The sequence below is a fragment of the Paenibacillus methanolicus genome (assembly GCF_008124765.1).
Taxonomy (GTDB): Bacteria; Bacillota; Bacilli; order Paenibacillales; family Paenibacillaceae; genus Paenibacillus_Z; species Paenibacillus_Z methanolicus.
In genome coordinates this window covers 486,920-508,153 of sequence record NZ_VNHS01000004.1, presented here as the reverse complement: position 1 = coordinate 508,153, position 21,234 = coordinate 486,920, and the positions used below count along the sequence as shown (strand labels likewise).

General features: G+C 55.6%; 18 protein-coding genes. All 18 read right to left on the bottom strand.

All coding sequences use genetic code 11. The features are described 5' to 3' along the window. Positions 1 to 24: 24 nt before the first annotated feature. On the bottom strand, positions 25 to 1,215 hold the full coding sequence (locus BCM02_RS13765) for an acetylornithine transaminase (RefSeq protein ID WP_148929663.1): 1,191 nt from the start codon (positions 1,213 to 1,215) through the stop codon (positions 25 to 27). Between the two features lie 72 nt (positions 1,216 to 1,287). Further along, the gene (argB, locus tag BCM02_RS13760; protein ID WP_148929662.1) at positions 1,288 to 2,073 is read right to left on the bottom strand and encodes an acetylglutamate kinase; all 786 of its coding nucleotides are present in this window, start codon (positions 2,071 to 2,073) and stop codon (positions 1,288 to 1,290) included. 60 nt (positions 2,074 to 2,133) lie between these two features. Then, entirely contained in the window at positions 2,134 to 3,378 is a 1,245-nt protein-coding gene (argJ, locus tag BCM02_RS13755) for a bifunctional glutamate N-acetyltransferase/amino-acid acetyltransferase ArgJ (RefSeq protein ID WP_148929661.1), read from the bottom strand. Positions 3,379 to 3,413: 35 nt separating this feature from the next. Beyond that, positions 3,414 to 4,463: an N-acetyl-gamma-glutamyl-phosphate reductase gene (gene argC, locus BCM02_RS13750; RefSeq protein WP_148929660.1), complete on the bottom strand. Its 1,050-nt coding sequence runs from the start codon at positions 4,461 to 4,463 to the stop codon at positions 3,414 to 3,416. A gap of 271 nt (positions 4,464 to 4,734) precedes the next feature. After that, positions 4,735 to 5,799 carry a YitT family protein gene (locus tag BCM02_RS13745; RefSeq protein WP_246183361.1) on the bottom strand — a complete coding sequence of 355 codons (1,065 nt, stop codon included), beginning with the start codon at positions 5,797 to 5,799 and terminating at the stop codon, positions 4,735 to 4,737. Between the two features lie 439 nt (positions 5,800 to 6,238). Continuing rightward, a protein-coding gene (gene prfB / locus BCM02_RS13740) for a peptide chain release factor 2 (RefSeq protein ID WP_148929659.1) occupies positions 6,239 to 7,355 on the bottom strand; the annotation gives its coding sequence in 2 pieces (ribosomal slippage) (positions 6,239 to 7,282 and positions 7,284 to 7,355; 1,116 coding nt in all). Positions 7,356 to 7,404: 49 nt separating this feature from the next. Then, a complete protein-coding gene (secA, locus tag BCM02_RS13735) occupies positions 7,405 to 9,924 on the bottom strand; it encodes a preprotein translocase subunit SecA (protein WP_148929658.1) in 2,520 nt (839 codons plus the stop codon). A gap of 325 nt (positions 9,925 to 10,249) precedes the next feature. Beyond that, positions 10,250 to 10,795 (bottom strand): ribosome hibernation-promoting factor, HPF/YfiA family, encoded by a 546-nt coding sequence (hpf, locus tag BCM02_RS13730; RefSeq protein ID WP_148929657.1) that lies wholly within the window; start codon positions 10,793 to 10,795, stop codon positions 10,250 to 10,252. A 269-nt stretch (positions 10,796 to 11,064) separates the two neighbouring features. After that, positions 11,065 to 11,262: a cold shock domain-containing protein gene (locus BCM02_RS13725; protein WP_087569424.1), complete on the bottom strand. Its 198-nt coding sequence runs from the start codon at positions 11,260 to 11,262 to the stop codon at positions 11,065 to 11,067. Positions 11,263 to 11,533: 271 nt separating this feature from the next. After that, positions 11,534 to 11,878, bottom strand: a complete 345-nt coding sequence (gene fliT, locus BCM02_RS13720; RefSeq protein ID WP_148929656.1) for a flagellar protein FliT — start codon at positions 11,876 to 11,878, stop codon at positions 11,534 to 11,536. Further along, on the bottom strand, positions 11,838 to 12,266 hold the full coding sequence (gene fliS / locus BCM02_RS13715) for a flagellar export chaperone FliS (RefSeq protein ID WP_342791308.1): 429 nt from the start codon (positions 12,264 to 12,266) through the stop codon (positions 11,838 to 11,840). Before fliS ends, fliT begins: the two co-directional genes overlap by 41 nt. 15 nt (positions 12,267 to 12,281) lie before the next feature. Next, on the bottom strand, positions 12,282 to 14,054 hold the full coding sequence (gene fliD, locus BCM02_RS13710; RefSeq protein ID WP_148929655.1) for a flagellar filament capping protein FliD: 1,773 nt from the start codon (positions 14,052 to 14,054) through the stop codon (positions 12,282 to 12,284). A gap of 34 nt (positions 14,055 to 14,088) precedes the next feature. Further along, the gene (locus BCM02_RS13705; RefSeq protein WP_148929654.1) at positions 14,089 to 14,514 is read right to left on the bottom strand and encodes a flagellar protein FlaG; all 426 of its coding nucleotides are present in this window, start codon (positions 14,512 to 14,514) and stop codon (positions 14,089 to 14,091) included. 145 nt (positions 14,515 to 14,659) lie between these two features. After that, positions 14,660 to 16,402, bottom strand: coding sequence for a flagellin N-terminal helical domain-containing protein (locus tag BCM02_RS13700; RefSeq protein ID WP_148929653.1), 1,743 nt, complete (start codon positions 16,400 to 16,402; stop codon positions 14,660 to 14,662). A 196-nt stretch (positions 16,403 to 16,598) separates the two neighbouring features. Next, entirely contained in the window at positions 16,599 to 16,766 is a 168-nt protein-coding gene (locus BCM02_RS13695) for a carbon storage regulator (protein ID WP_148929652.1), read from the bottom strand. A gap of 288 nt (positions 16,767 to 17,054) precedes the next feature. After that, complete coding sequence (locus BCM02_RS13690) at positions 17,055 to 18,956, bottom strand: glycosyltransferase (RefSeq protein WP_148929651.1); 1,902 nt, start codon at positions 18,954 to 18,956, stop codon at positions 17,055 to 17,057. 73 nt (positions 18,957 to 19,029) lie between these two features. After that, complete coding sequence (hag, locus tag BCM02_RS13685) at positions 19,030 to 19,920, bottom strand: flagellin Hag (protein WP_148929650.1); 891 nt, start codon at positions 19,918 to 19,920, stop codon at positions 19,030 to 19,032. A 214-nt stretch (positions 19,921 to 20,134) separates the two neighbouring features. Then, entirely contained in the window at positions 20,135 to 21,217 is a 1,083-nt protein-coding gene (gene rfbG, locus BCM02_RS13680; RefSeq protein ID WP_187434195.1) for a CDP-glucose 4,6-dehydratase, read from the bottom strand. Positions 21,218 to 21,234 lie beyond the last annotated feature (17 nt).

Genomic DNA, 21,234 nt, shown 5'->3' with positions numbered 1-21,234 from the left:
TCTGACTCCCTTCCTAAAAGCCCTTTAAACGGCCGCCGTGCGATCCGCGAATATACCGGCAAGTATCGAAACCGCTTGGTCGATCTCTTCCTTCGAAACGAGCAGGCTCGGCAGCAGGCGAATGACGTTCGGCCCGGCCGATACGGTCAGCAGCCCGCGCTTCTGTCCTTCGGTAATCAGCTCGCCGATCGGCTGCGCGCATTCGATGCCGACGAGCAGCCCCTTGCCGCGGATATCAATCACGAGCGGATGCCCGCCCAGCTTCTCTTTCAGCTGCTGGACCAAATACGCGCCCGCCTCCGCCGCCTTTGCCGCGACGCCTTCGCCCACGATCGTCTCGATCGTCGCTTTCACCGCCGCCGTCGCGATCGGCGTGCCGCCGAACGTCGAGCCGTGCGTGCCCGCGCTGAACGCTTCCGCCACGTATTCCTTGGCGAGCATCGCGCCGACCGGGAAGCCGCTTCCAAGACCCTTGGCCAGCGTGAACACGTCCGGCTCGATGCCGTACTGCTCATACGCGAACAGCGTTCCCGTGCGTCCCATGCCCGTCTGGATCTCGTCCACGATGAGCAGCAGACCGTGCTGCTTGCACAGCGCCGCGATGTGCGCGGCGAATGCCGGCTCCACCGGATAGACGCCGCCTTCGGCCACGACCAGCTCCAGCATGATCGCCGCCGTCCGCTCGTTGATCGCCGCCTCCAGCGCCTGCGCGTCGTTCAGCTCGACATGGACGAAGCCTTCCGGCAGCGGCAGGAAGCCGTCCTTCACCTTGTCTTGGCCCGTCGCGGTCAACGTCGCCAACGTCCTTCCGTGGAACGACTTCTGGAACGTAATGATCTCGTAACGGCCGCTAGCGGCTACTTTCTGCTGATAGCGGCGCGCGATCTTGATCGCCGCCTCGTTCGCTTCCGCGCCGGAGTTGCAGAAGAACACGCGGTCCGCACAGCTATTGTCGGTCAGCAGTTTCGCCGCCGCTTCCTGGTTCGGGATATGGTACAGGTTCGACACGTGCCACAACTCGTCGAGCTGCTTCACGAGCGCATCTTTGACCGGCTTCGGGGCATGGCCCAGGTTGGTCACGGCAATGCCGCACATAAAGTCCAGGTACTTGTTGCCCCGGTCGTCCCAGAGCCAGCTGCCTTCCCCTTTGACCAGCGTGATCGGGTATCTCGCATAGTTCTGAAACAACGAGCTTGCGTTAGCTTGTTCGCTCATCTTCGGTTCACCTCTCTCATTATGGCTGTTCAATCCGCGGAACATGTATGTTGATAGGCTTGCGTCAGTTTGTTAGCGCACGATGCGCGTGCCGATGCCGCCTTCCAAAACCGCCTTGCTGAGCACATTCGGCTCGTCGCCGTTCACAATGACGACCTCGCGCACCTTCCCTTGAATGCACTGAATCGCCGCGCGGACCTTCGGGATCATGCCGCCGTAGATCTCGCCGCTCGCGATCATTGCTTCGATCTCTTCCACCGTTACGGTAGGGAGCACCTGCTTCCGGCCGTCGATCGTCTTCAAGATGCCCGGCACGTCGGTAACGACGATCATCCGCTCCACGCCCAGATGGGACGCGACCGCGCCGGCCGCCGTGTCCGCGTTGATGTTATATCGCTGCGAGGCATCGTCGATGCCGATCGGCGCGATGACCGGGATATAGCCCATCTCCATGACGCCCGCGATAATGTCCGCGTTGACGTCCGTCACGTCGCCGACGAAGCCGATCTCCGCCGCATTCGCGACCGGTTGCGCCTTAATCAGCTTGCCGTCGACGCCGGATAGACCGATCGACTTGGCGCCGCTATGCTGAATTTTCCGGACGATCTCCTTGTTGATCTTGCCTGCCAGCACCATCTCGACGACGTCCAGCACCTCGTCGCTCGTCTTGCGAAGGCCGTTCACGAATTCGCTCTCGATGCCGAGCTTCGTCAGCGTCTCCGAGATGGCGGGACCGCCGCCGTGCACGATGACCGGCTTCACGCCGCTCTCCTGCAGCCCGCGCAGATCGGCGAAAAACGAATCCGGCAGCGCGGCGAGCGTGCTGCCGCCGCATTTCATCACAAACCGTTGTTCCATGTCGTCCGTTCCTCTCTATCTCCTCGAATTCGAACCGCGCTTCGCGCTCCCCGGAGCCGATTAGGTCCGGTAAGCCGCGTTGATCCGAACGTAATCGTACGTCAGGTCGCAGCCCCAAGCCTTCGCGGAGCCGTTATCCATGTTCAGGTCGACGTGAATGACGACCGTATCGCCCTTCAAGTAGGCGAGTGCTTCGTCTTCGTCGAACGCCACCGGCGCGGACTGCTTCAGCGTGACGATATCGCCGAGGCGAATATCGACCGTGTCCGGGTTCACCGGCTGGCCCGCGCGGCCGACCGCCGCGATAATCCGGCCCCAGTTCGCATCCGCGCCGAATACCGCGGACTTCACGAGCGAAGAACCGATGACCGTCTTCGCGATCGCCTGCGCCGCATCGTCCGATACCGCGCCGCGCACTTGCACCTCGACCAGCTTCGTCGCGCCTTCGCCGTCGCGGGCGATCGCCTTGGCGAGCACCTCGCATACGTAGCGCAGCCCTTCCGCGAACGCCGCCCAATCCGGATGCGCCACGGTCAGCTCGTCGTGGCCCGCAAGGCCGCTGGCCATGGCGACGAGCATGTCGTTCGTGCTCGTGTCGCCGTCGACCGTGATCATGTTGAACGTCACGTCGGTTACTTGACGCAGCAGACCGTGCAGCGCTTCGCTGCCGATGTTCGCGTCCGTCGTGACGAAGCCGAGCATCGTCGCCATGTTCGGATGAATCATGCCCGAGCCCTTGGACGCGCCTGCGATATGTACCGTGCGTCCGTCGATCGTGACGGCGACGCAGGCTTCCTTCTTGACCAGATCGGTCGTCAGAATCGCCTGGCAGAAGTCGTCCGCCGCTTCGTAAGATTCGCCGAGCTTAGCCGGGAGCTCTACCGCTCCGCCCCGCACGCGGTCCATCTTGAGCAGCTCGCCGATGACGCCGGTCGACGCGACTGCCACCTGTTCCGCGGGAACGCCGATCGCTTCCGCGAACACAGCGCGCATCTCATAGGCATCCGCTTCCCCTTGTTGGCCGGTGCATGCATTGGCGTTGCCGCTGTTGACGAGCATGGCGCGCAGGACGCCGCCCGCCGCGATGCTCTCGCGCGTCACCTTGATCGGCGCCGCTTGGAAGACGTTCGTCGTATAGACGCCCGCCGCCGCCGCCGGCACCTCGCACACGATCGCGCCCAAGTCATGACGCGTCGTCTTCTTCAAGCCGCAGTGCAAGCCGCCCGCGCGAAAGCCTCGCGGCGTCGTGACCGAGCCCCCCTGCACAATCGTAAAAGCCGTTTCTTGCACGGTTTCCTGTCCCATGTCCGCTTCTCCTCTGCTCGATAAACTCTCGTATTTTACGGATAAGCGGGGACAAATTGCAAACCGAGCGTCTCGTCCCAGCCCATCATCAAATTCAGGTTCTGTATCGCTTGCCCCGCCGCGCCCTTGACCAAGTTGTCGATGACCGACACGATCGTGACGCGTCCCGTCCGCTTGTCGACCGCGAAGCCGATGTCGCAGTAGTTGGAGCCCCATACTTCCTTCGTCGCCGGCGTTACGCCGAGCGGACGGATCCGGACGAATTTGCGTCCTTCATAATATTGGCGGTACAGCGCGATAAAATCCTCGGCCGCGTGATCGCCTTGAATCGTCGCGTACATCGTGCTCATGATGCCGCGCGTCATAGGCACCAAGTGCGTCGAGAACGTCGTCACGACCGGACGGCCCGCGATATCGGAAAGCGTCTGTTCGATCTCCGGAATATGTTGGTGTTGATTGAGCTTATATGCCTTGAAATTCTCGTTCAGCTCGGAGTAATGCGTGCCGAGGCTCGCGCCTCGGCCGGCGCCCGAGACGCCCGACTTCGCGTCGATGATGATCGTCGACGGATCGATGAAGCCGGCCGAGACAGCCGGGATTAAGCCCAGCAGCGTCGCGGTCGGATAACAACCCGGATTGGAGACGAAGTCGACGCCGTTCACGCCGTTGCCGTATACTTCCGCCAGACCGTAGACCGCTTGGTCGATGTACGCCTGATCGGCCGGTTCTTTTTTATACCATTCTTTATAGGAATCCCGGGACTTCAGCCGGAAGTCGCCGGAAATATCGATCACTTTCAATCCCGCGTCCAGCAGGGAAGGCACGAGCTTCGCCGCCACGCCAGCCGGGGTCGCCAGGAATACAACGTCCGCTTTGCCCTTGATAAGCGCCGGATCGACGTCGTCCAGCAGGTCGGTCCGAATCTCCGTCAAATGCGGATATCCTTCCGCGATCGGCGCGCCCGCGCTCGAGGAGGAAATGACCGAGGTAACTTCCGCCCGCGGATGGCTGGCCAGCAGACGGATTAATTCCACGCCGCCATAACCGGTCGAACCGATAATTGCAACTCTTACGTTCTCGTTCATACGCAAATCTCTCCCATTCCTTAGCTTCCCTTGGCAGCATGCGATGCACCGGGCTGTACCAATTATAACCAAACGTCCCGATGATCACGAGCTTTCTTTATGCCCGCCCGCCTTTTAGGATGCTAACCATGAATGCATGAAGCGAGAGGTTTATTCAGGGACGTGTATTATTATACATAGCGCATTATATAAATACAATACAAAAAATGGCCGACTCTCCCAGCGTTTCCGCATGGTTCGAGTGGCCATCAATTGAAATCGAAGCCATCTATTAAGGTAAGCTAAAGCCTTGTCCGACGACCTCCGCCGTATCGCTGATGATGACGAACGCATCCGGGTCGGCCGCGCGCACGAGCTGCTTCAGCTTAGATACTTCGCCTTGGCTGACGACGATCATGAGCACCGTCCGCTCCGCGTCGGTATAGCCGCCGCGCGCGCCCAACTTGGTCAGACCGCGGTCCAAATCGTGCAGCACGACCTGCGCGATATTGTCCGGGTGATTCGAGACGACGAACGCGACCTTGGACATGGAGAAGCCGGATTGAATGAAGTCGATCGTCTTGCTGGTGACGAACAGACCTACGAGCGCGTAGAGGGCGTTCTCCGGCTTGATGATAAACCCCGCCGCGATGATGACGAGCCCGTCGAAGCACGCCACGGCAAGCCCTAGGCGAATGCCCGTGAATTTATGCAGCAGCTGCGCCGCCAAATCCAAGCCGCCCGTCGAGCCGCGGCCGCGGAACACGAGACCGAGCCCCGCGCCGACGCCAATGCCGCCATAGATGGAAGCGAGCATCGCGTTGTCCGTCGGCGCCTCCCAATGGGAAGTCAGCAGGACGAACAGCGGCAGAATGAACGAGCCGAGCGCCGTCTTGAGCGCAAAGCGTCTGCCGAGCAGCCACAAGCCCAATAGGAACAGCGGAACGTTAAGCGCCCACTGCGTGTAGGCTGGCGGGATATCCGCGAGACGCTCCACCAGAATCGAGATCCCCGACACGCCGCCCGAGGCGATGCCGAGCGGAACGAGAAAGATATTAAAGCTGACGGCAATGATAAACGAGCCGGCCAGCAACAGCAGAACGTTCAGTACCGCCGCCAGCGTCGGATTGCCCGGACCGCCTCCTCGCCGCCGGCGGGTACGCTGCCCCTTCCCCGTTCTGCCTGCCGAAGTAGTCCCCGAGTTGGCATCGAGGCGTGTGCCTCGAACCACCGGATCACCCGGCTTCTCGGCCACGTCACTAGATGAGGTCATTGCGGCGCGGGAAGCGTGTCCGCTCGTCCCTCTTTGCGAATCGTCGGCAATGGCATTCCCGTTCTCCTGCAATAGACGCGCCACCAACGCTCTCCCCTTTCGTTCGCCTGTCCCCGCATTCCCGCCAACGTCGGGTTCATGCGACCGCGCTCGATCGGATGAGTCCTTATGTTTATGTTCTCTGCCCGTTATTACGGCACCCGCCGGATAGAATATTCCCTGTTCCGAAGGCGAAGACGCTTCTATGTTCAACTCGCCAGCATGCTCTTCTCTATCATGCAGGATCATGCCCGTCTGCTCCCCTGCCGCAAGCGCGCCGTTCTTTTTCAGGGCTGATTTACTTTCTCCTTGTTCCTTCACTGCCGACATCCTTCCCACGCTCCCGCTGTATGCTGCCCGATACCTTCTATTATGTTCAATTAAAGCGTCAACGCACCCGTATACCGCAAGAAGGAGCCCCCACGCCGACGATTCGGCGTAAGAACTCCTTCTTCAACCTATTCATATCGCTGCCTTACGGCCGTTATTCCGTACGATCGGTGCGGATCTGGCTGCGCAAATAGCCATCGATGAACGCATCCAAATCGCCGTCCATCACCGCGCCGACGTTGCCCGTCTCCACCGCGGTCCGGTGATCCTTGACCATGCTGTAAGGATGGAATACATAAGAGCGAATTTGGCTGCCCCACGCGATGTCGGACTGCTCGCCGCGGATTTCGGCCAGATGCTTTTGCTGCTCCTCGATTTTCCGTTCGTACAACTTCGAGCGCAGCATCTTCATCGCCCGGTCGCGGTTCGAGATCTGGGAACGTTCCATTTGGCAGGCGACGACGATCCCGGTCGGGATATGCGTGATTCGAATCGCGGACTCCGTCTTGTTGACGTGCTGGCCTCCGGCGCCGCTGGCACGGTACGTGTCCACCTTCAAGTCCTCGGATCGGATTTCGATCTCGATATCATCCTCGATCTCCGGCATAATATCGCAGGAGACGAATGACGTATGACGGCGTCCCGACGCGTCGAACGGCGAAATCCGCACCAGGCGATGTACGCCTTTCTCGGCTTTCAGATACCCATACGCGTTATACCCTTTGACCAGGATGGTCACGCTCTTGATACCCGCTTCGTCCCCCGGCAAATAGTCCACCACTTCAACCTTGAAGCCGCGCTTCTCCGCCCATCTCGTATACATCCGGTACAGCATTTGGGCCCAGTCCTGCGACTCGGTGCCGCCCGCGCCCGGGTGCAATTCGAGAATGGCGTTTAATTTGTCGTACGGCTGATTGAGCAGCAGCTGCAGCTCGAATTCGTTCGCCTTGCGGACGAGCTCGGCGGTGCCGGAGACGATGTCCGCTTCGAGGGAATCGTCCCCTTCTTCCTCCGCCAATTCCAGCATCGTCTGCAGGTCTTCCTGCTCCGTATTCAACCGTTCGTATTGCTCGACGACCGATTTGACCGCATTGAGTTCGGCGATCGTGCTTTGCGCCTTGTCGTTGTCGTCCCAAAAATCGGGCGCCGTCATCCGTTCCTCGTAGTTCGCGATCATCTCTTGCTTAAGATCTAAGTCAAAGAGACCCCCTGAGTGCTTGGAGCCGCTTTGCCATCTCGCGCAGATTGTGCTTTACGCTTGCGTCGATCATGACTGCTTCACCTCAAAATATGTCTAGCCCGCCTTGGCCGGCGGCAAGCTTACGCTTGCTCGCCGTGGCAGGACTTGTATTTCTTGCCGCTTCCGCAAGGACAAGGATCGTTGCGGCCGATGCGGTCCGCTTCCTTCAGCTTCACGGGACGCTTCACGCCCGTCTCGCTGCTTCCGCCGCTGCTGGTTTGGCCTTTCGCCACTTCTTGACGCTGCAGGTTGTTCTCCACATGCGCCTTCATGACGTACTTCGTGACTTCTTCCTGGATGTGCTCGATCATCTCTTTGAACATCTCGAAGCCTTCGAATTGGTACTCGCGCAGCGGATCGGTACCGCCGTACGCGCGCAGGTGGATGCCTTGACGGAGCTGATCCATCGCGTCGATATGGTCCATCCACTTGCTGTCGACCGCGCGCAGCACGACGACCTTCTCGAATTCGCGCATCGTCTCTTCGCCGATCTCGGCTTCGCGCTCTTCGTACAGCTTCATTACTTTATCGAGCAGATACTCGATGATTTCTTCCTTCTCTTTGCCCCACAGGTCATCTTTGGTCAGCATGCCTTCGTGCAGGAACGTGCCCTGCGCGTAATCGATGATCTCCTGGTATTCCCAGTTCTCCGGCACTTCGTCGTCCGAACAGTGGGCTTCGACGATGCGCTCGACGACCGGCTTGATCATCTCGTGCACGTCGTTGCGGATATTCTCCGAGTAGAGCACCTCGCGGCGCTGCTTATAAATAATTTCGCGCTGCTGGTTCATCACGTCGTCGTATTGCAGGACGATCTTCCGAAGGTCGAAGTTATTGCCTTCGACGCGCTTCTGCGCGGATTCGATCGCGCGCGAAATGAGGCGGCTCTCGATCGGCTGGTCTTCCTCGAAGCCCAAACGCTCCATCATGCCCTTGATATTGTCCGAACCGAAGCGGCGCATCAGTTCATCCTCGAGCGAGAGGTAGAACTGCGACGAGCCCGGATCGCCTTGACGGCCCGCGCGGCCGCGCAGCTGGTTGTCGATCCGGCGGCTCTCATGGCGTTCCGTACCAATGATGTGCAAACCGCCAATATCGTGGACGCCCTCACCCAAAATGATATCCGTGCCGCGGCCGGCCATGTTCGTGGCAATCGTTACGCCGCCAGGCTGGCCCGCGCGGGAGACGATCTCCGCTTCTTCGGCGTGATACTTCGCATTCAGGACTTTATGCTGCACGCCCTTCTTGCGAAGCATGTCGGACAGTCGCTCCGAATTCTCGATTGAGACCGTACCGACGAGAACCGGCTGATTCTTCTTATGCCGCTCGACGATCTCTTCCACGACGGCCTTAAATTTGCTCTCTTCGGTCTTGTACACGACGTCCGCGATATCCTGACGGATGTTCGGACGGTTCGTCGGCACTTGCACGACCTCGAGGCCGTAAATTTTCTTGAACTCTTCTTCCTCCGTCTTCGCCGTACCGGTCATGCCGGACAGCTTGCGGTACATCCGGAAGTAGTTCTGGAAGGTGATCGTCGCGAGCGTCATGCTCTCGTTCTGCACCTTGATTTGTTCTTTGGCCTCGATCGCCTGGTGAAGCCCGTCGCTATAACGGCGGCCCGCCATCAGACGGCCGGTAAATTCGTCGACGATGACGACCTCGTCTTCCTGTACGACGTAGTCGACGTCGCGCTTCATGATGACGTGCGCCTTCAGCGCTTGGTTAATATGGTGGTTGAGCAGCACGTTGGCGTGGTCGAACAGGTTCTCGATGTTGAACGCCTTCTCGGCCTTCTCGACGCCCGCTTCGGTGATGGTGACGCTGCGAAGCTTCACGTCGACCGTATAGTCTTCTTCCGCAACCAAACGGCTCACGAACCGGTCGGCCGCAAAGTACAGCTCGGTCGATTTCGCGGCTTGTCCGGAGATGATGAGCGGCGTCCGCGCCTCGTCCACGAGAATGGAGTCCACTTCGTCGATGGTTGCATAATACAGCGGACGCTGTACCATTTGTTCCTTATACAGGACCATGTTGTCCCGCAGATAGTCGAATCCGTACTCGTTGTTCGTGCCGTACGTGATGTCGCAGTTGTACGCGTGCTGCTTCTCCTCGTGCGACAGACCGCTCAAGTTACAGCCGACCGTCAAACCGAGAAACGTATATAACGGCGCCATCAAGCCGCTGTCGCGTTCGGCCAAGTAATCGTTGACCGTGACGACATGCACGCCTTTGCCCGCCAGCGCATTCAAATAAACCGGCAGCGTCGCGACGAGCGTTTTGCCTTCACCGGTTTTCATCTCCGCGATTTTGCCTTCGTGCAGCACCATGCCGCCGATCAGCTGCACGTCATAGTGACGCTTATTCAGGACGCGTTTGGACGCTTCGCGGCAGACCGCGAACGCTTCCGGCAGAAGATCGTCGAGCGTTTCGCCCTTCTCCAGGCGCGCCTTGAACTCATCGGTCTTCCCGCGAAGCTCGTCGTCCGAAAGCGGCGACATTTGCGTCTCCATCCCGTTGATTTGCTCTACAGTGCGCAGCAGACGCTTGACTTCCCGTTCGTTGGCGTCTCCGAAAATTTTCTTCACAAGTCCGAGCATGGTCTTCCCCTTTCGCTGCAAAAGCATGTTTGGGTAAATTGTAACAGTTTGCGGCGCGCATCGCAATGTAAGACGGGGGTCGAAAGGGCGCGCACGGCGAAATGCATGTCACCTTTCAACCCTTGCCGAGCCGCGGATTCCGGTTCGCTCGAAAGCGCCCATCCGGACCGGATCAAAGACGGTAAGCCGGCTATGTAACGATGACGCTCTAGCCGCGGTTGAAAAAACGAATAGCACCTTGTTCATGTGTTTCCCCATCTGCCCGCATAATATGAAAGGGCAGCGCTTCCGGTAGGAAACGATGCCCTGTTAATAATCAAGTTGATTAGTGCTGTTCGATTAAGCCATAACGTCCGTCGCCTCGCTTATAGACCACGTTCACTTCCTTGGTCTCGGCGTTGGCGAAGACGAAAAACGAGTGTCCCACCATGTTCATTTGGAGGATCGCTTCCTCCACATCCATCGGCTTCAGCGTGAAACGCTTGGTGCGTACCAGCTCCCAATCCTCTTCGTCCTCATTAATCCTCGCAGGCGGCGCATCCTCCCTAAATAAGGTTCGTATGCCGCTTTCCTGCCTATATTTGCGGTTCACTTTTGTTTTGTATTTGCGGATTTGACGTTCGAGTTTGTCCACCACCACGTCGATCGAAGCGTACATATCGTCGCTCTTCTCCTCGGCCCTTAACATGGTACCCGGGAGCGGGATCGCGACTTCGACGGCGTGTCTGCCTTTGGTCACGGACATCGTCGTATTCAATTCGGAGGTTTCGGGCGCTTCAAAATACTTTTCCAGGCGGCTCAGCTTCTTCTCGACATATTCGCGCATCGCGTCTGTCACTTGGATGTTTTGACCTCGAACATTGTATTTCATGGGGCACTCCTCCTTTACATGCTCTCATTATATCATAGTTGAAGGCGTTTTCCCAAGTCATTTTCTGTATTATTAAAATTTTCAGATAATAGTTCGGCCGATTAGTGAACGCACCGGAAGACAAAGGGAGAGGACGTTTATTGAAGGGAAAGTTGCCCGAAGAAGGAACGAGAATACAAAAAAAAGCCCTGGTTGCCCAGGGCTGCGGTTGTGTTTGCATTAGTTTGTCAAGCGTGAACCATCTATCGTGGGCTGAAGTCAGCCGATGATTACAGTTTGACTACGTTTGCAGCTTGTGGTCCGCGTGCGCCTTCCACGATGTCGAATTCTACAGCTTGACCTTCCTCAAGCGTTTTGAAGCCTTCGGATTGGATTGCGGAGAAGTGAACAAATACGTCGCCGCCTTGTTCAGTCTCGATGAAGCCATAGCCCTTCTCAGCGTTGAACCATTTAACTTTTCCTTGCATGCATAAACATTCCCTTCATCTTCAAATGCTGCGAGGTCACACATGAATGTGGCTCACAAATCGACTATACCATCGTTGTCACACAATTGTCAACGATGTTGTGGAAGCGTTTTACTTTCGAGAAAAATGGAGCTAACACGAGGTGCAAGGCGAAACGGCTGTCTCCGTCATGTAGCGGCGCAACGTGTTACATTCCGGATAAATACAAGGTGAATGAAATGAATGAATAACGTGAAACTAAAAATTCTTGTATTCAAAAAGAAGAAGAGAGCTATCTTCTTCGATCGAAGAAGAAGCTCTCTTCCTGGTTTCCGCCATAGCTGCCGTACCCGGCATTGTCGTAGACGCTGCGTGTTTTCTGACCTTGCTGGACCTTATCCAGATGGCCGGCCGCCTCAACCTTAAGCTCCATCATGCGGGCGATGATCTGCTTGTCCAGCTGGAGGATCAGTTTCGCATCCTTATGTTCCGATGGCTGCAAATTCCGCTGCATCAGTTCGCCGAAGATCTGCTCGCGTTCCGCCATGTAAGAATCGAAATCTTCCATCTCGCACTCCGGCAGCCGGGCGACTAATTCAGCCGACAACCGTTTGAGCCGCTCGATTGGCTGTTCCATTCGTGTTCGCCCCCGTCGCGTTCGCCGTTCTTGCCGCTTGGATCCACGTCTCTTTCATTTCGACCAAGTAGCCGATCACTTCTTCCACCGGCGCCGCGTCTTTCTTGATGTTAGCTTGGATCAAGAGATGCTGATAATATTCATACAGCGAGAGCAAGTTATCGGCGAGCGGCGATGTGCGATCAAGCGTGATGATGAATTCGGAAATGATGTTTTGCGTCTTGAGGAGGAATTCGTTCGCTTCCTGGTTCCGCTGTTCGTTGATTGCTTCAACCGCTTGCTTGCTGAAGCGAATCGCCCCGTCCATCAACATAATGAGCAATTGGGCCGGAGTAGCGGTTTGTATCGTCGTCTCCAGATACTTGTTACGCTGCATGGGTTGCATCATCGTTCATCCTTTCGGTTAGCCTGTTTGTTGGGAAAGCCAGCTGCTTTGGGAGTTCATTTTGCTCAAGTATGATTCCATCCGCGCAAACTGCGTATAGTAGCGATCCTGCATATCGGCGATTCGGACTTCTTCTCTCGAAATGCGGGTCGTCAAATCGCTCATGGATTTGCCGATCTCATAGGACTTCAGGGAAGACGAGGCTGCCGTACCGGCTTTGGCCGTGATCTTCGTAATGATCGCATCCGCCCGGTCGTACAAGCGAACCGCCAAGCCGTCGCCGGAGCTTGTTGTCGAATTGCCGTCGTTCGCCGTAAACAGCTTCATAACCTCGTCCGGGTTGTCGGCGATCGCTTTCTTCAGCTTCGCTTCGTCGATGTAGATCTTGCCTTTGTCCAAATAGGTGCCCTGCACCACGCCATTCGTGTTCAGGGTGGACGATATGCCGATCTGGGCCAAGCTGTTCATCGTGGAGCTCATGCCCGTCATGCCTTCGGAGAACGCTTGACGGAAGGAGGATAAGCCGCTGGACAAGATGGAATCGCGGGACAGCAAGCCCACTTTCGCTTTCTCTTCCCACTTCTTGATGTCGTCCTCGCTCATTGCTTCTTTCTGCTCATCGGTCAGCGGCTGGTAGTCGCGGTCGTACGATTCCGAAACCTTCGTGTTGACCGTGTCGATCAACGTATTATATTTATCGACAAAATCTTTGATCGTTTTGAATACCGCGTCCGTATCTTGGTTAACCGTCAACGTCGCCGGCGATGTCGTCGTCGTCTTGGCCGTAATCGTCATGCCGGAGATCGAGAAGGTGTTGGACTCGTAAGAGCCTTCGACGCCGTTGAACTTCACCTTCGCGTTCTGGCCGGTCGTCTTGACGGCGGTCGGGTTGTAGGCGGTATCCAGCGCAGCATCTAATCCGAGACCGGCAAGCATCGTGGCGTCGCCGCTTGTGAAGCTTACGGCTTGTCCGCTAGGATTGTTCAGCACGATTCTACCGCCGTCGACTTGCGCGGTAATCCCCGTCGTTCCGAAGTCCTGGTTGATCTTGTTCAGCAGGTCGCCGACCTTGTCCGTCGCGGATAGCGAATACGTGTAGTCTTTGCTGCCTACTTTAAGCGTAATGTTCTGTGGCGCTCCGCCGGCGCCGAAAGGAATCGCGGATGTCGTCGTCAGTCCTTGGCTCGTTCCCGCTGCTGAAGCCAGCTTGAGCTTGGATGCGACCGAAGCGCCGCCGATATCGATCTGAGCGGAAGTGCCCGTCTTCATCGTCGAGAAGAAAACGCGTTGCATCGTCGTGTCATAGGAAGCTTTCACGCCGGTATCGGTCGATTTGGCATTGATCAGGTTAACCAGATCGGCAGCTTTCGTATCTCCGGTAAACGTGATCGTCTGCCCGTTGATCGTCATCGATTCGCCATTGGCATACAACACATCGTTCGCGCCAATGACGCCCGACGTCAACGAAGCGCCCTTGGCCAAGCTGGACACTTCAATGTTGTACTGGCCGGCATTCGCGCTGGATGTACCCGTCACGGAGACTGCGCCATCCTGCGACGAGGTCGCGGACTTCGTCAAGTAGCTGCCCTGCAGCTTCATGTTGAAGGCGCTGTTGCGCAGATCGAGTACTTTCGAATTCAGATCCCGGTAGTCGGCGCGCTTCCATTCGAGCAGCTGCTGCTGCTGCTTCATTTTGTTGACTTTCGAGCTTTGCGAGCTCACGAGCGATTTGACCAGTGAATCGGTATCCATGCCTGAAATCAGGCCGCTGAGGCGGTTTACGGAAACCATCTACTCACTCCTCTCTTTATTCGGCGGCTGCTCGTTATCTTTTCTCGTCTACCAGCAGACCTGCCATTTCCCATAACTTCGCGACAAAATCGAGCGTTTTCTCCGGCGGCACTTCGCGAATGACTTCGCCTGTATCTTTATCCAGCACCTTAACGGCGATCAGTTTCGTTTGTTCGTGAATTCGAAATTCGAGCGATGTCGATTTGCCCTGCATCGCTTTGATCGCGCGCTCGACGGCTTTGACGACCTGCTCGTCGCTCAGCGTATAGTTCTCGCCGCGCAATTCGGCTTGCTTCAACTCGTTAATCGAGTGGATGTGCGAGCCGAGCTGCGATTGGGCTAGCGAATCGGAATTCGCATTCGCATTCGTCGAAGCGGTCTCGCGCGGCTTGCTTACAGGCTCGGCCGGCGCAACCCGCTCGGGAAAGCTATTGCTATTACCGGAGATATTCATACTCATTCGACCCATCCTCCGTAATCAATGTGATTTAACTTATATATCGGCATGTGGTTTTGCAAGTATTATAGTTGGGCGATTATTTATGAACGAGAATATAAGAAAAGAGACCCTAGGAAGCCTAAGGTCTCTCTTTCTACTACTAAGATTAACGGAGAAGCTGCAGAACGCCTTGCGGTTGTTGGTTCGCTTGAGCAAGCATTGCTTGCGCCGCTTGTGCAAGGATGTTGTTCTTCGTTTGCTCCATCATTTCTTTCGCCATGTCGACGTCGCGGATACGGGATTCTGCTGCCGTCAGGTTCTCGGAAGCGGTGCCCAGGTTGTTGATCGTATGCTCCAGACGGTTTTGAACGGCACCCAGTTTGGAACGCTCGCTGGAAACGGAAGCGATCGCTTTGTCAACAATTGCGATCGATTTAGCAGCATCGTCCTTCGTGGAGATGTTCAGTGCTGCTTCGCCTTTAACATCGTTTGTACCGTCGGTAACTGTTTTGCTTGCTGTGAAGCCCGTATCGCCCGCTTTACCTACGATACCAAGAGCTTTCGCACGCATATCATTGATTTCCAAAGACATGGCTTGTCCGCTGTTAGCACCAATTTGGAAAGAGGTTTTGAACTCTTTTTGGATACCGCCGTCTTTGTATTCGATTTTGTTACCTTCAACTCCGCCTTCTTTAGCAGTAATGATCAGATCATCGCCAGTAGCCGTGAGAGTAACGCCATCAATTTTCGAACCTACGGTATCAGCGATTGCTTTAACAAGAGCATCCGCTTTGTTAGCGTTTGTTGCATTTTCCAATGCAGTGTTGATCGCTACACCAATTCCGCTTCCTGTGTATGCGCCATCGTTCGCATTGTAGAACTCAACTTGCTGGCCGTTAATCGTAAATCCAGTACCTACGAGTGCTTTAAGATTTGTGTCAGTTGCAGTAGTCGTAGCACCTGTAATTGCAGCATCGAAGTCAAGCGTCTTCGTTGCTTTTACATGAGTTGTTGTACCAACGTTGTCGGCCGCACCAGTAAATACGATTGCACCTGTTTCGGTTGTTGTATCGATGTTGCCTTCAGCACCATCAAACTTACCGCCAGCAACTGCAGTAATTGTTACAACACCTGTTGCATCAGAGACAGTATATTGGCCTTTTAAGGTTTCGTTCGCCTCAATCATTTTTGCCAGAGCATCTTTAAGTCCTGCGCCAGTCTTGGTTGCATCCGGCGCAGCGTCAATAGCAACATTTGCAGAGTTCGCTGTAACATTGTAGCCCTTGTTGTCGCCGCCTACTACTCCACCGTTAGATGTAGAAGCTGTGAATGTAACATTCAGTTCCTGCCCGTTAAGCGTGAATTTCACTGTATCGCCTGCAGCAGCAGCAGTTGTAATGGTGATAGCATTCGTAGCTTGCGTTTTGTTTGTTGCTCCGCTCGCCAAAGTACCATCAACAAAGACGTTTGCTTCTTTGAGATTTGCTTTGCCATCGCCTTTCAACAACTTCTGCGTGTTGAATTCAGTTGTATTACCGATACGGTTGATCTCGGACGTCAGCTGATTCATCTCGTCTTGAAGCGCACCGCGGTCAGCATCGGTGTTCGTGCCATTTGCGGATTGGTTAGCCAGTTCGCGCATACGTTGCAGAATGCTGTGCGTTTCGTTCAGCGCGCCCTCAGCCGTTTGGATCAGGGAGATGCCGTCTTGCGAGTTCTTCGCAGCCATGTCGAGACCACGGATCTGGCCGCGCATTTTCTCGGAGATCGCCAGACCTGCAGCGTCGTCGCCAGCACGGTTAATGCGAAGACCGGAAGACAATTTCTCGATGTTTTTGTTTGTTGCGGCGCTGTTAGCACCCAATTGACGGTACGTGTTCAAAGCCGAAATGTTGTGGTTAATACGCATGATAAAATTCCTCCTTGGAATGAGTGTTCGGCGGACTTCCATTTCCGCCGTAATCTATATAACAAGTCGCATAAGCGACCTATTACCGAAAATAAAAGGACGAGCAGCTAGCAACCTGTCGCCTGCGGTATCCTACCGGCTAACGGGTGCTGACTACTCGTCCTTGAGTAAACGGCTATGTAGTTGCGGCGCTTGCTTACGCTTGCGCGCGTTCTTGCTCGTACACTTCGCCCCGGAGAATCGGAATCTCCTTCGGCGCGTCGATGGCCAATCTGAGGTCGCCATCCTTGCTCTTCACGACTTGAACCTTGATGTTGTCGCCAATCATGATATACTCGCCCGGTTTCCTACCTACTACCAGCATCTACGATTCCTCCTTGAATCTCACACTTGTCCTCTATTATACATACACATAAAAAGGATGGCCCAATATAACCCCGAGCGGCCTCGCGTCCTGCAAAGCGCCGGTGTTCTATCAGGTCCATCCTTGACCGTCGGTGTATGTCAGTGGAACAATGTTCCTCTTGATATATATATCGGCGGTCTCTCGCGAATGTTTATAGCTTCTCAGAAAAATTTCTCAAAAAAATACCCGGTCACGTTAGACGCAACCAGGAATGAAAAAGTATGAGTGATCGTGACCTACCCTCGCCTAGGCTCTAGAAGCGAACAGCTGGGGTTCCGATTCCTGCACCCATCTGCAATTCGGGAATTGCGCCCGGATGCGGTCTACGACTCCGCTTGCCCCAGCCTTGTCGTTCATCCCTTGCAGGACGCGGTACATGCCCTCGAAAGCCGGGTAGCCGTTCGTATACAACGCGGCTTTGCGATAGTGCTCCAATGCTTGTTGGAGTTCGCCTTCGCTAAGGTAGAGCCCCCCCAGCAGTTGATGCGACTTCCCATGGTTCGGTTTCTGATGGAAGATGTTGTTAATCGTCGTTTTGGCCGCTCCCGTCAATCGATAGTCAGCCAGCAGTTCCGCCAGCTGAAGACGGAGCTCCACAGAACTTCCCGCGATTAAACGCGACATATAGTCGAAATCCTCTTGTCCTTGAAGGAGAATCAACTGCTTGCACAATGCCATAATGGTTTTGCCTAGTCCGCTTGGAATCTCGCCTTCGAACGTACGACTTACGATTTTGCCGTATGCCTTCAGTTCTTTGCCTGACCAGTTCAATCTCGCTTTCACTCGATCCAGCATCAGCTCGTCCCGAGACAGGAAAGCTAATAGCGTATAGTCGAGCACGTTCTCGTCCGGTATCACGTTAAGCTCTTCCCAATAGAGCTGGGCTTGCTTATAATCCTTCGCATACATGGCCGCGACGGCCAAAACATTTCGTTCCACGTTTACGCCATATTCGCGAATGTAGACTTGCAGCAGCGGGTGCTTCACGTTGTAGAGCACTTTAAGGAGCAGTTCGAGATCGTCGATCCGCGCGAGCTTGAAAATGCCGGCCATGCTCGCCTTGACTTCCTCCAGCGGCAACCGGAGTTTCGCCGTCAGTTCCAGGTACTTCACCAGAGCCGGAATCAGGTTGTGATGTTCGGCGGCTACCGTGGCAATCATATCGAAGCTTTTGAGCATTTGACCTTGGAGCTCGTAAACTTCGCTTAAACTCAAACGGGCTAAATACCCGCCGGTGCCCTCCACGACCATGTCGCCGGTATCGCCGATTTCCAGACAAGCCTTGAATGCTTCCTCCGCATCCTTCAAGTAGCCCATTCTCAGAAAGTTCTTGCCTTGCATGTATCTCAGGTCTGATTCACGCGGGAAGCAGTTCACCCCGTCTTCAAGCACTCTGGCCGCTTCATCGCATCTACCTAGCTCGTACAGGCAGAGCCCCAGCTTTGTCAACAATTCGGGTAGATAAACCCGATTTGTGCTGAGCGGATACGATTTTTGAAAATAAGGGATAGCCCCCGCGAAATCTCCGGCGGAAACGTGAGCCTTGCCTGCATTAAACAAGTTATAGCCGCTTGGATTCTCCTTCACGTCAAGCAGGATCAGCTTCAAATTGCGGTCGATTTTGTCTTTCTCCGTCATGGTCTCATCGCTGTAGCCGACATGCTGGATTACCGTCGTTGCCATGCCGCCTTTTAAACCCGCGTTTTGTTCGGCATTAATATTCAGGTGTTCGTGAAGACGGTTCTCGAAACGAAGCCTTGGCATATTGCGGAACAATCGTACGGCTGTATGGGTAAACGTCGATCCCGTTCCGACGATATTTTTGATTTTCATCGAATAATAATCCTGTCCGGACTGAAGGTCCCGGCGCAGATCGGCCTGCTCTAAGTATTCATCGGCGTCCAACACGAGGATATAGTCGGATTTGGCCTGCTCTAATGCATAGTTACGCGCAGCCGCGAAGCTGTTCACCCACTCGAAATGGTACACGCTGGCTTGGCATTGCTTCGCGATGTTTACCGTGGCATCGGTCGATCCCGTGTCCACGACGATAATTTCATCCACTAACCCCTGTACGCTAGTCAAACATTTCGCAAGATGCTTCTCTTCGTTCTTCACAATCATACAAAGGGCAATAGATGGGTACATTATTAGCCTCCCTATATTTTTAATGAAGGTCTTAGGCGGTGAAGCCTAAGACCTTGCCAATCGAACAGAACTATTAACGGAGGAGCTGCAGCACTCCTTGCGGTTGCTGGTTCGCTTGCGCGAGCATCGCTTGCGCCGCTTGGGAGAGAATATTGTTCTTCGTTTGCTCCATCATTTCTTTGGCCATGTCGACGTCGCGGATACGGGATTCCGCTGCCGTCAGGTTCTCGCTCGTCGTGCCCAAGTTGTTGATCGTGTGCTCCAGACGGTTCTGATACGCACCCAGCTTGGAACGCTCGGAGGATACCGTCTGGATCGCCGTGTTGATCGACGTGATCGCCGCGCTTGCGGAAGCCTGCGAGGAAATGCTGATGCCGTTCGTCGCTGTAGCCGCCGTGGTACCTGTTGCGGATGCTGCTCCCGTGCCGGCTACGCCAAGCGATGCCGCATCCATCGCCGAGATCGACAGCGACATGTTCTGACCAGCGTTGGCACCGATTTGGAACGTCAGGTTCGCAGCACTCGTTACGCCCGATCCCGTATTTGCGGAACCGTCAAGCAGCTTCTTCGTGTTGAATTCCGTCGTGTTCGAGATGCGCGTGATTTCTTTTGCCAGCTCGTCGACTTCCTTCTGCAGCTCGCCGCGGTCCGTCGTCGTGTTCGTGTCGTTCGACGATTGTACCGCGAGTTCGCGCATACGCTGCAGGATGCTGTGCGTCTCGTTCAGCGCGCCCTCTGCCGTTTGGATGAGGGAGATGCCGTCTTGCGCGTTCTTGCCCGCCATGTCCAAGCCGCGGATTTGGCCGCGCATTTTCTCGGAGATCGCAAGACCCGCCGCGTCGTCGCCCGCGCGGTTGATGCGGAGACCCGACGACAGTTTCTCGATCGATTTGTTCGTGTTCGCCGAGTTCGTGCTCAGCTGACGGTACGTGTTCAAAGATGCAATGTTGTGGTTAATACGCATGATAAATTTCCTCCCTGAATGTGAGGCCCGCTTCCTTGCGGTGCCTTGATGATTGGTTACAAGCGCTTCGCGAGTCTTGCTTCTCTCTCGTGCCCTTGTACTATATATATCGGTCGTTTGAAAAAGTAGGTTATAGCTGAAGAGCCGGTAACATTACCCATAATCTAGCGACTGAACAGACAAGAGCGAATGCAGCCGAATCGGGACTGGGCAGCTATATGTATTCAGATTCATATTCCGCAATCTGCTGCTTGCACAAGTCATGAATATCCTTTCCTTCCATATACCCGACCACCCAATCTACCGTCGCTTGCAAAGCGCGATCCGTGGACCATCTTGCCCTCCAACCGAGCTCCCGCATCGCCTTGGAGCAATCGAGATGCAATAAGCCCGCTTCATGCTTATGGGCTTGTCCGACTACTTTATAGCCTGGGTGCTCGTACGGCCACTTGTCCAGCATTTGATTGACGATGGTTTCGACGGAGCTCGTCTCGTTGTTAAGCGGACCGAAGTTCCAGGCTTGCGCGTAAGCCTCCCCTCCCGCGTATAACTGTTGGCACAGCACGAGATAGCCGGACAACGGTTCCAATACGTGCTGCCAAGGCCGTACGGCTTGCGGATTGCGAAGCTCGATCTGTTCGTTCTTCATCAATGCGCGGATCAGATCGGGGATCAGCCGATCCTCCGCCCAGTCGCCTCCGCCGATGACATTCCCGGCACGAGCCGTCGCCACTTGAATCGAAGGCGAAGCGAAGAACGATCGGCGATATGCCGATGTAATCAGTTCCGAGCAACCTTTACTGCTGGAATACGGATCATGCCCGCCCATCGGCTCGTTCTCCCGATAACCCCAGTACCACTCCTGGTTCTCATAGCACTTGTCCGAGGTCACATTGAGAATGACCCGGACGGAGTCGCAGGCGCGGGCGGCTTCCAAGATGTTGACTGTACCCATGACGTTGGTGCGGAAGGTTCCCACTGGGTCATCATACGAAGCCCGCACCAAGGGCTGCGCGGCCATATGTATGATGATTTCGGGGGCCGCCCGCCGCAGCGCCGAACGAAGCCACTCCAGGTCGGCCACATCGCCGATGACGGAGTTCTCCAAGCCTTGCTCCACCTTGCCAAGCTCGAATAACGAAGGAACGGTCGGGGCGGGCAGGGCAAAGCCCGTCACGCTCGCTCCCATGCCGTGAAGCCATAGCGAGAGCCAGCTCCCTTTAAAACCCGTGTGCCCGGTAAGAAACACTTGCTTGCCGGCCCAAAACGAGCGGTCTACGGTTCCGAATTGTACCATGTGCATGCTCCTGGTCG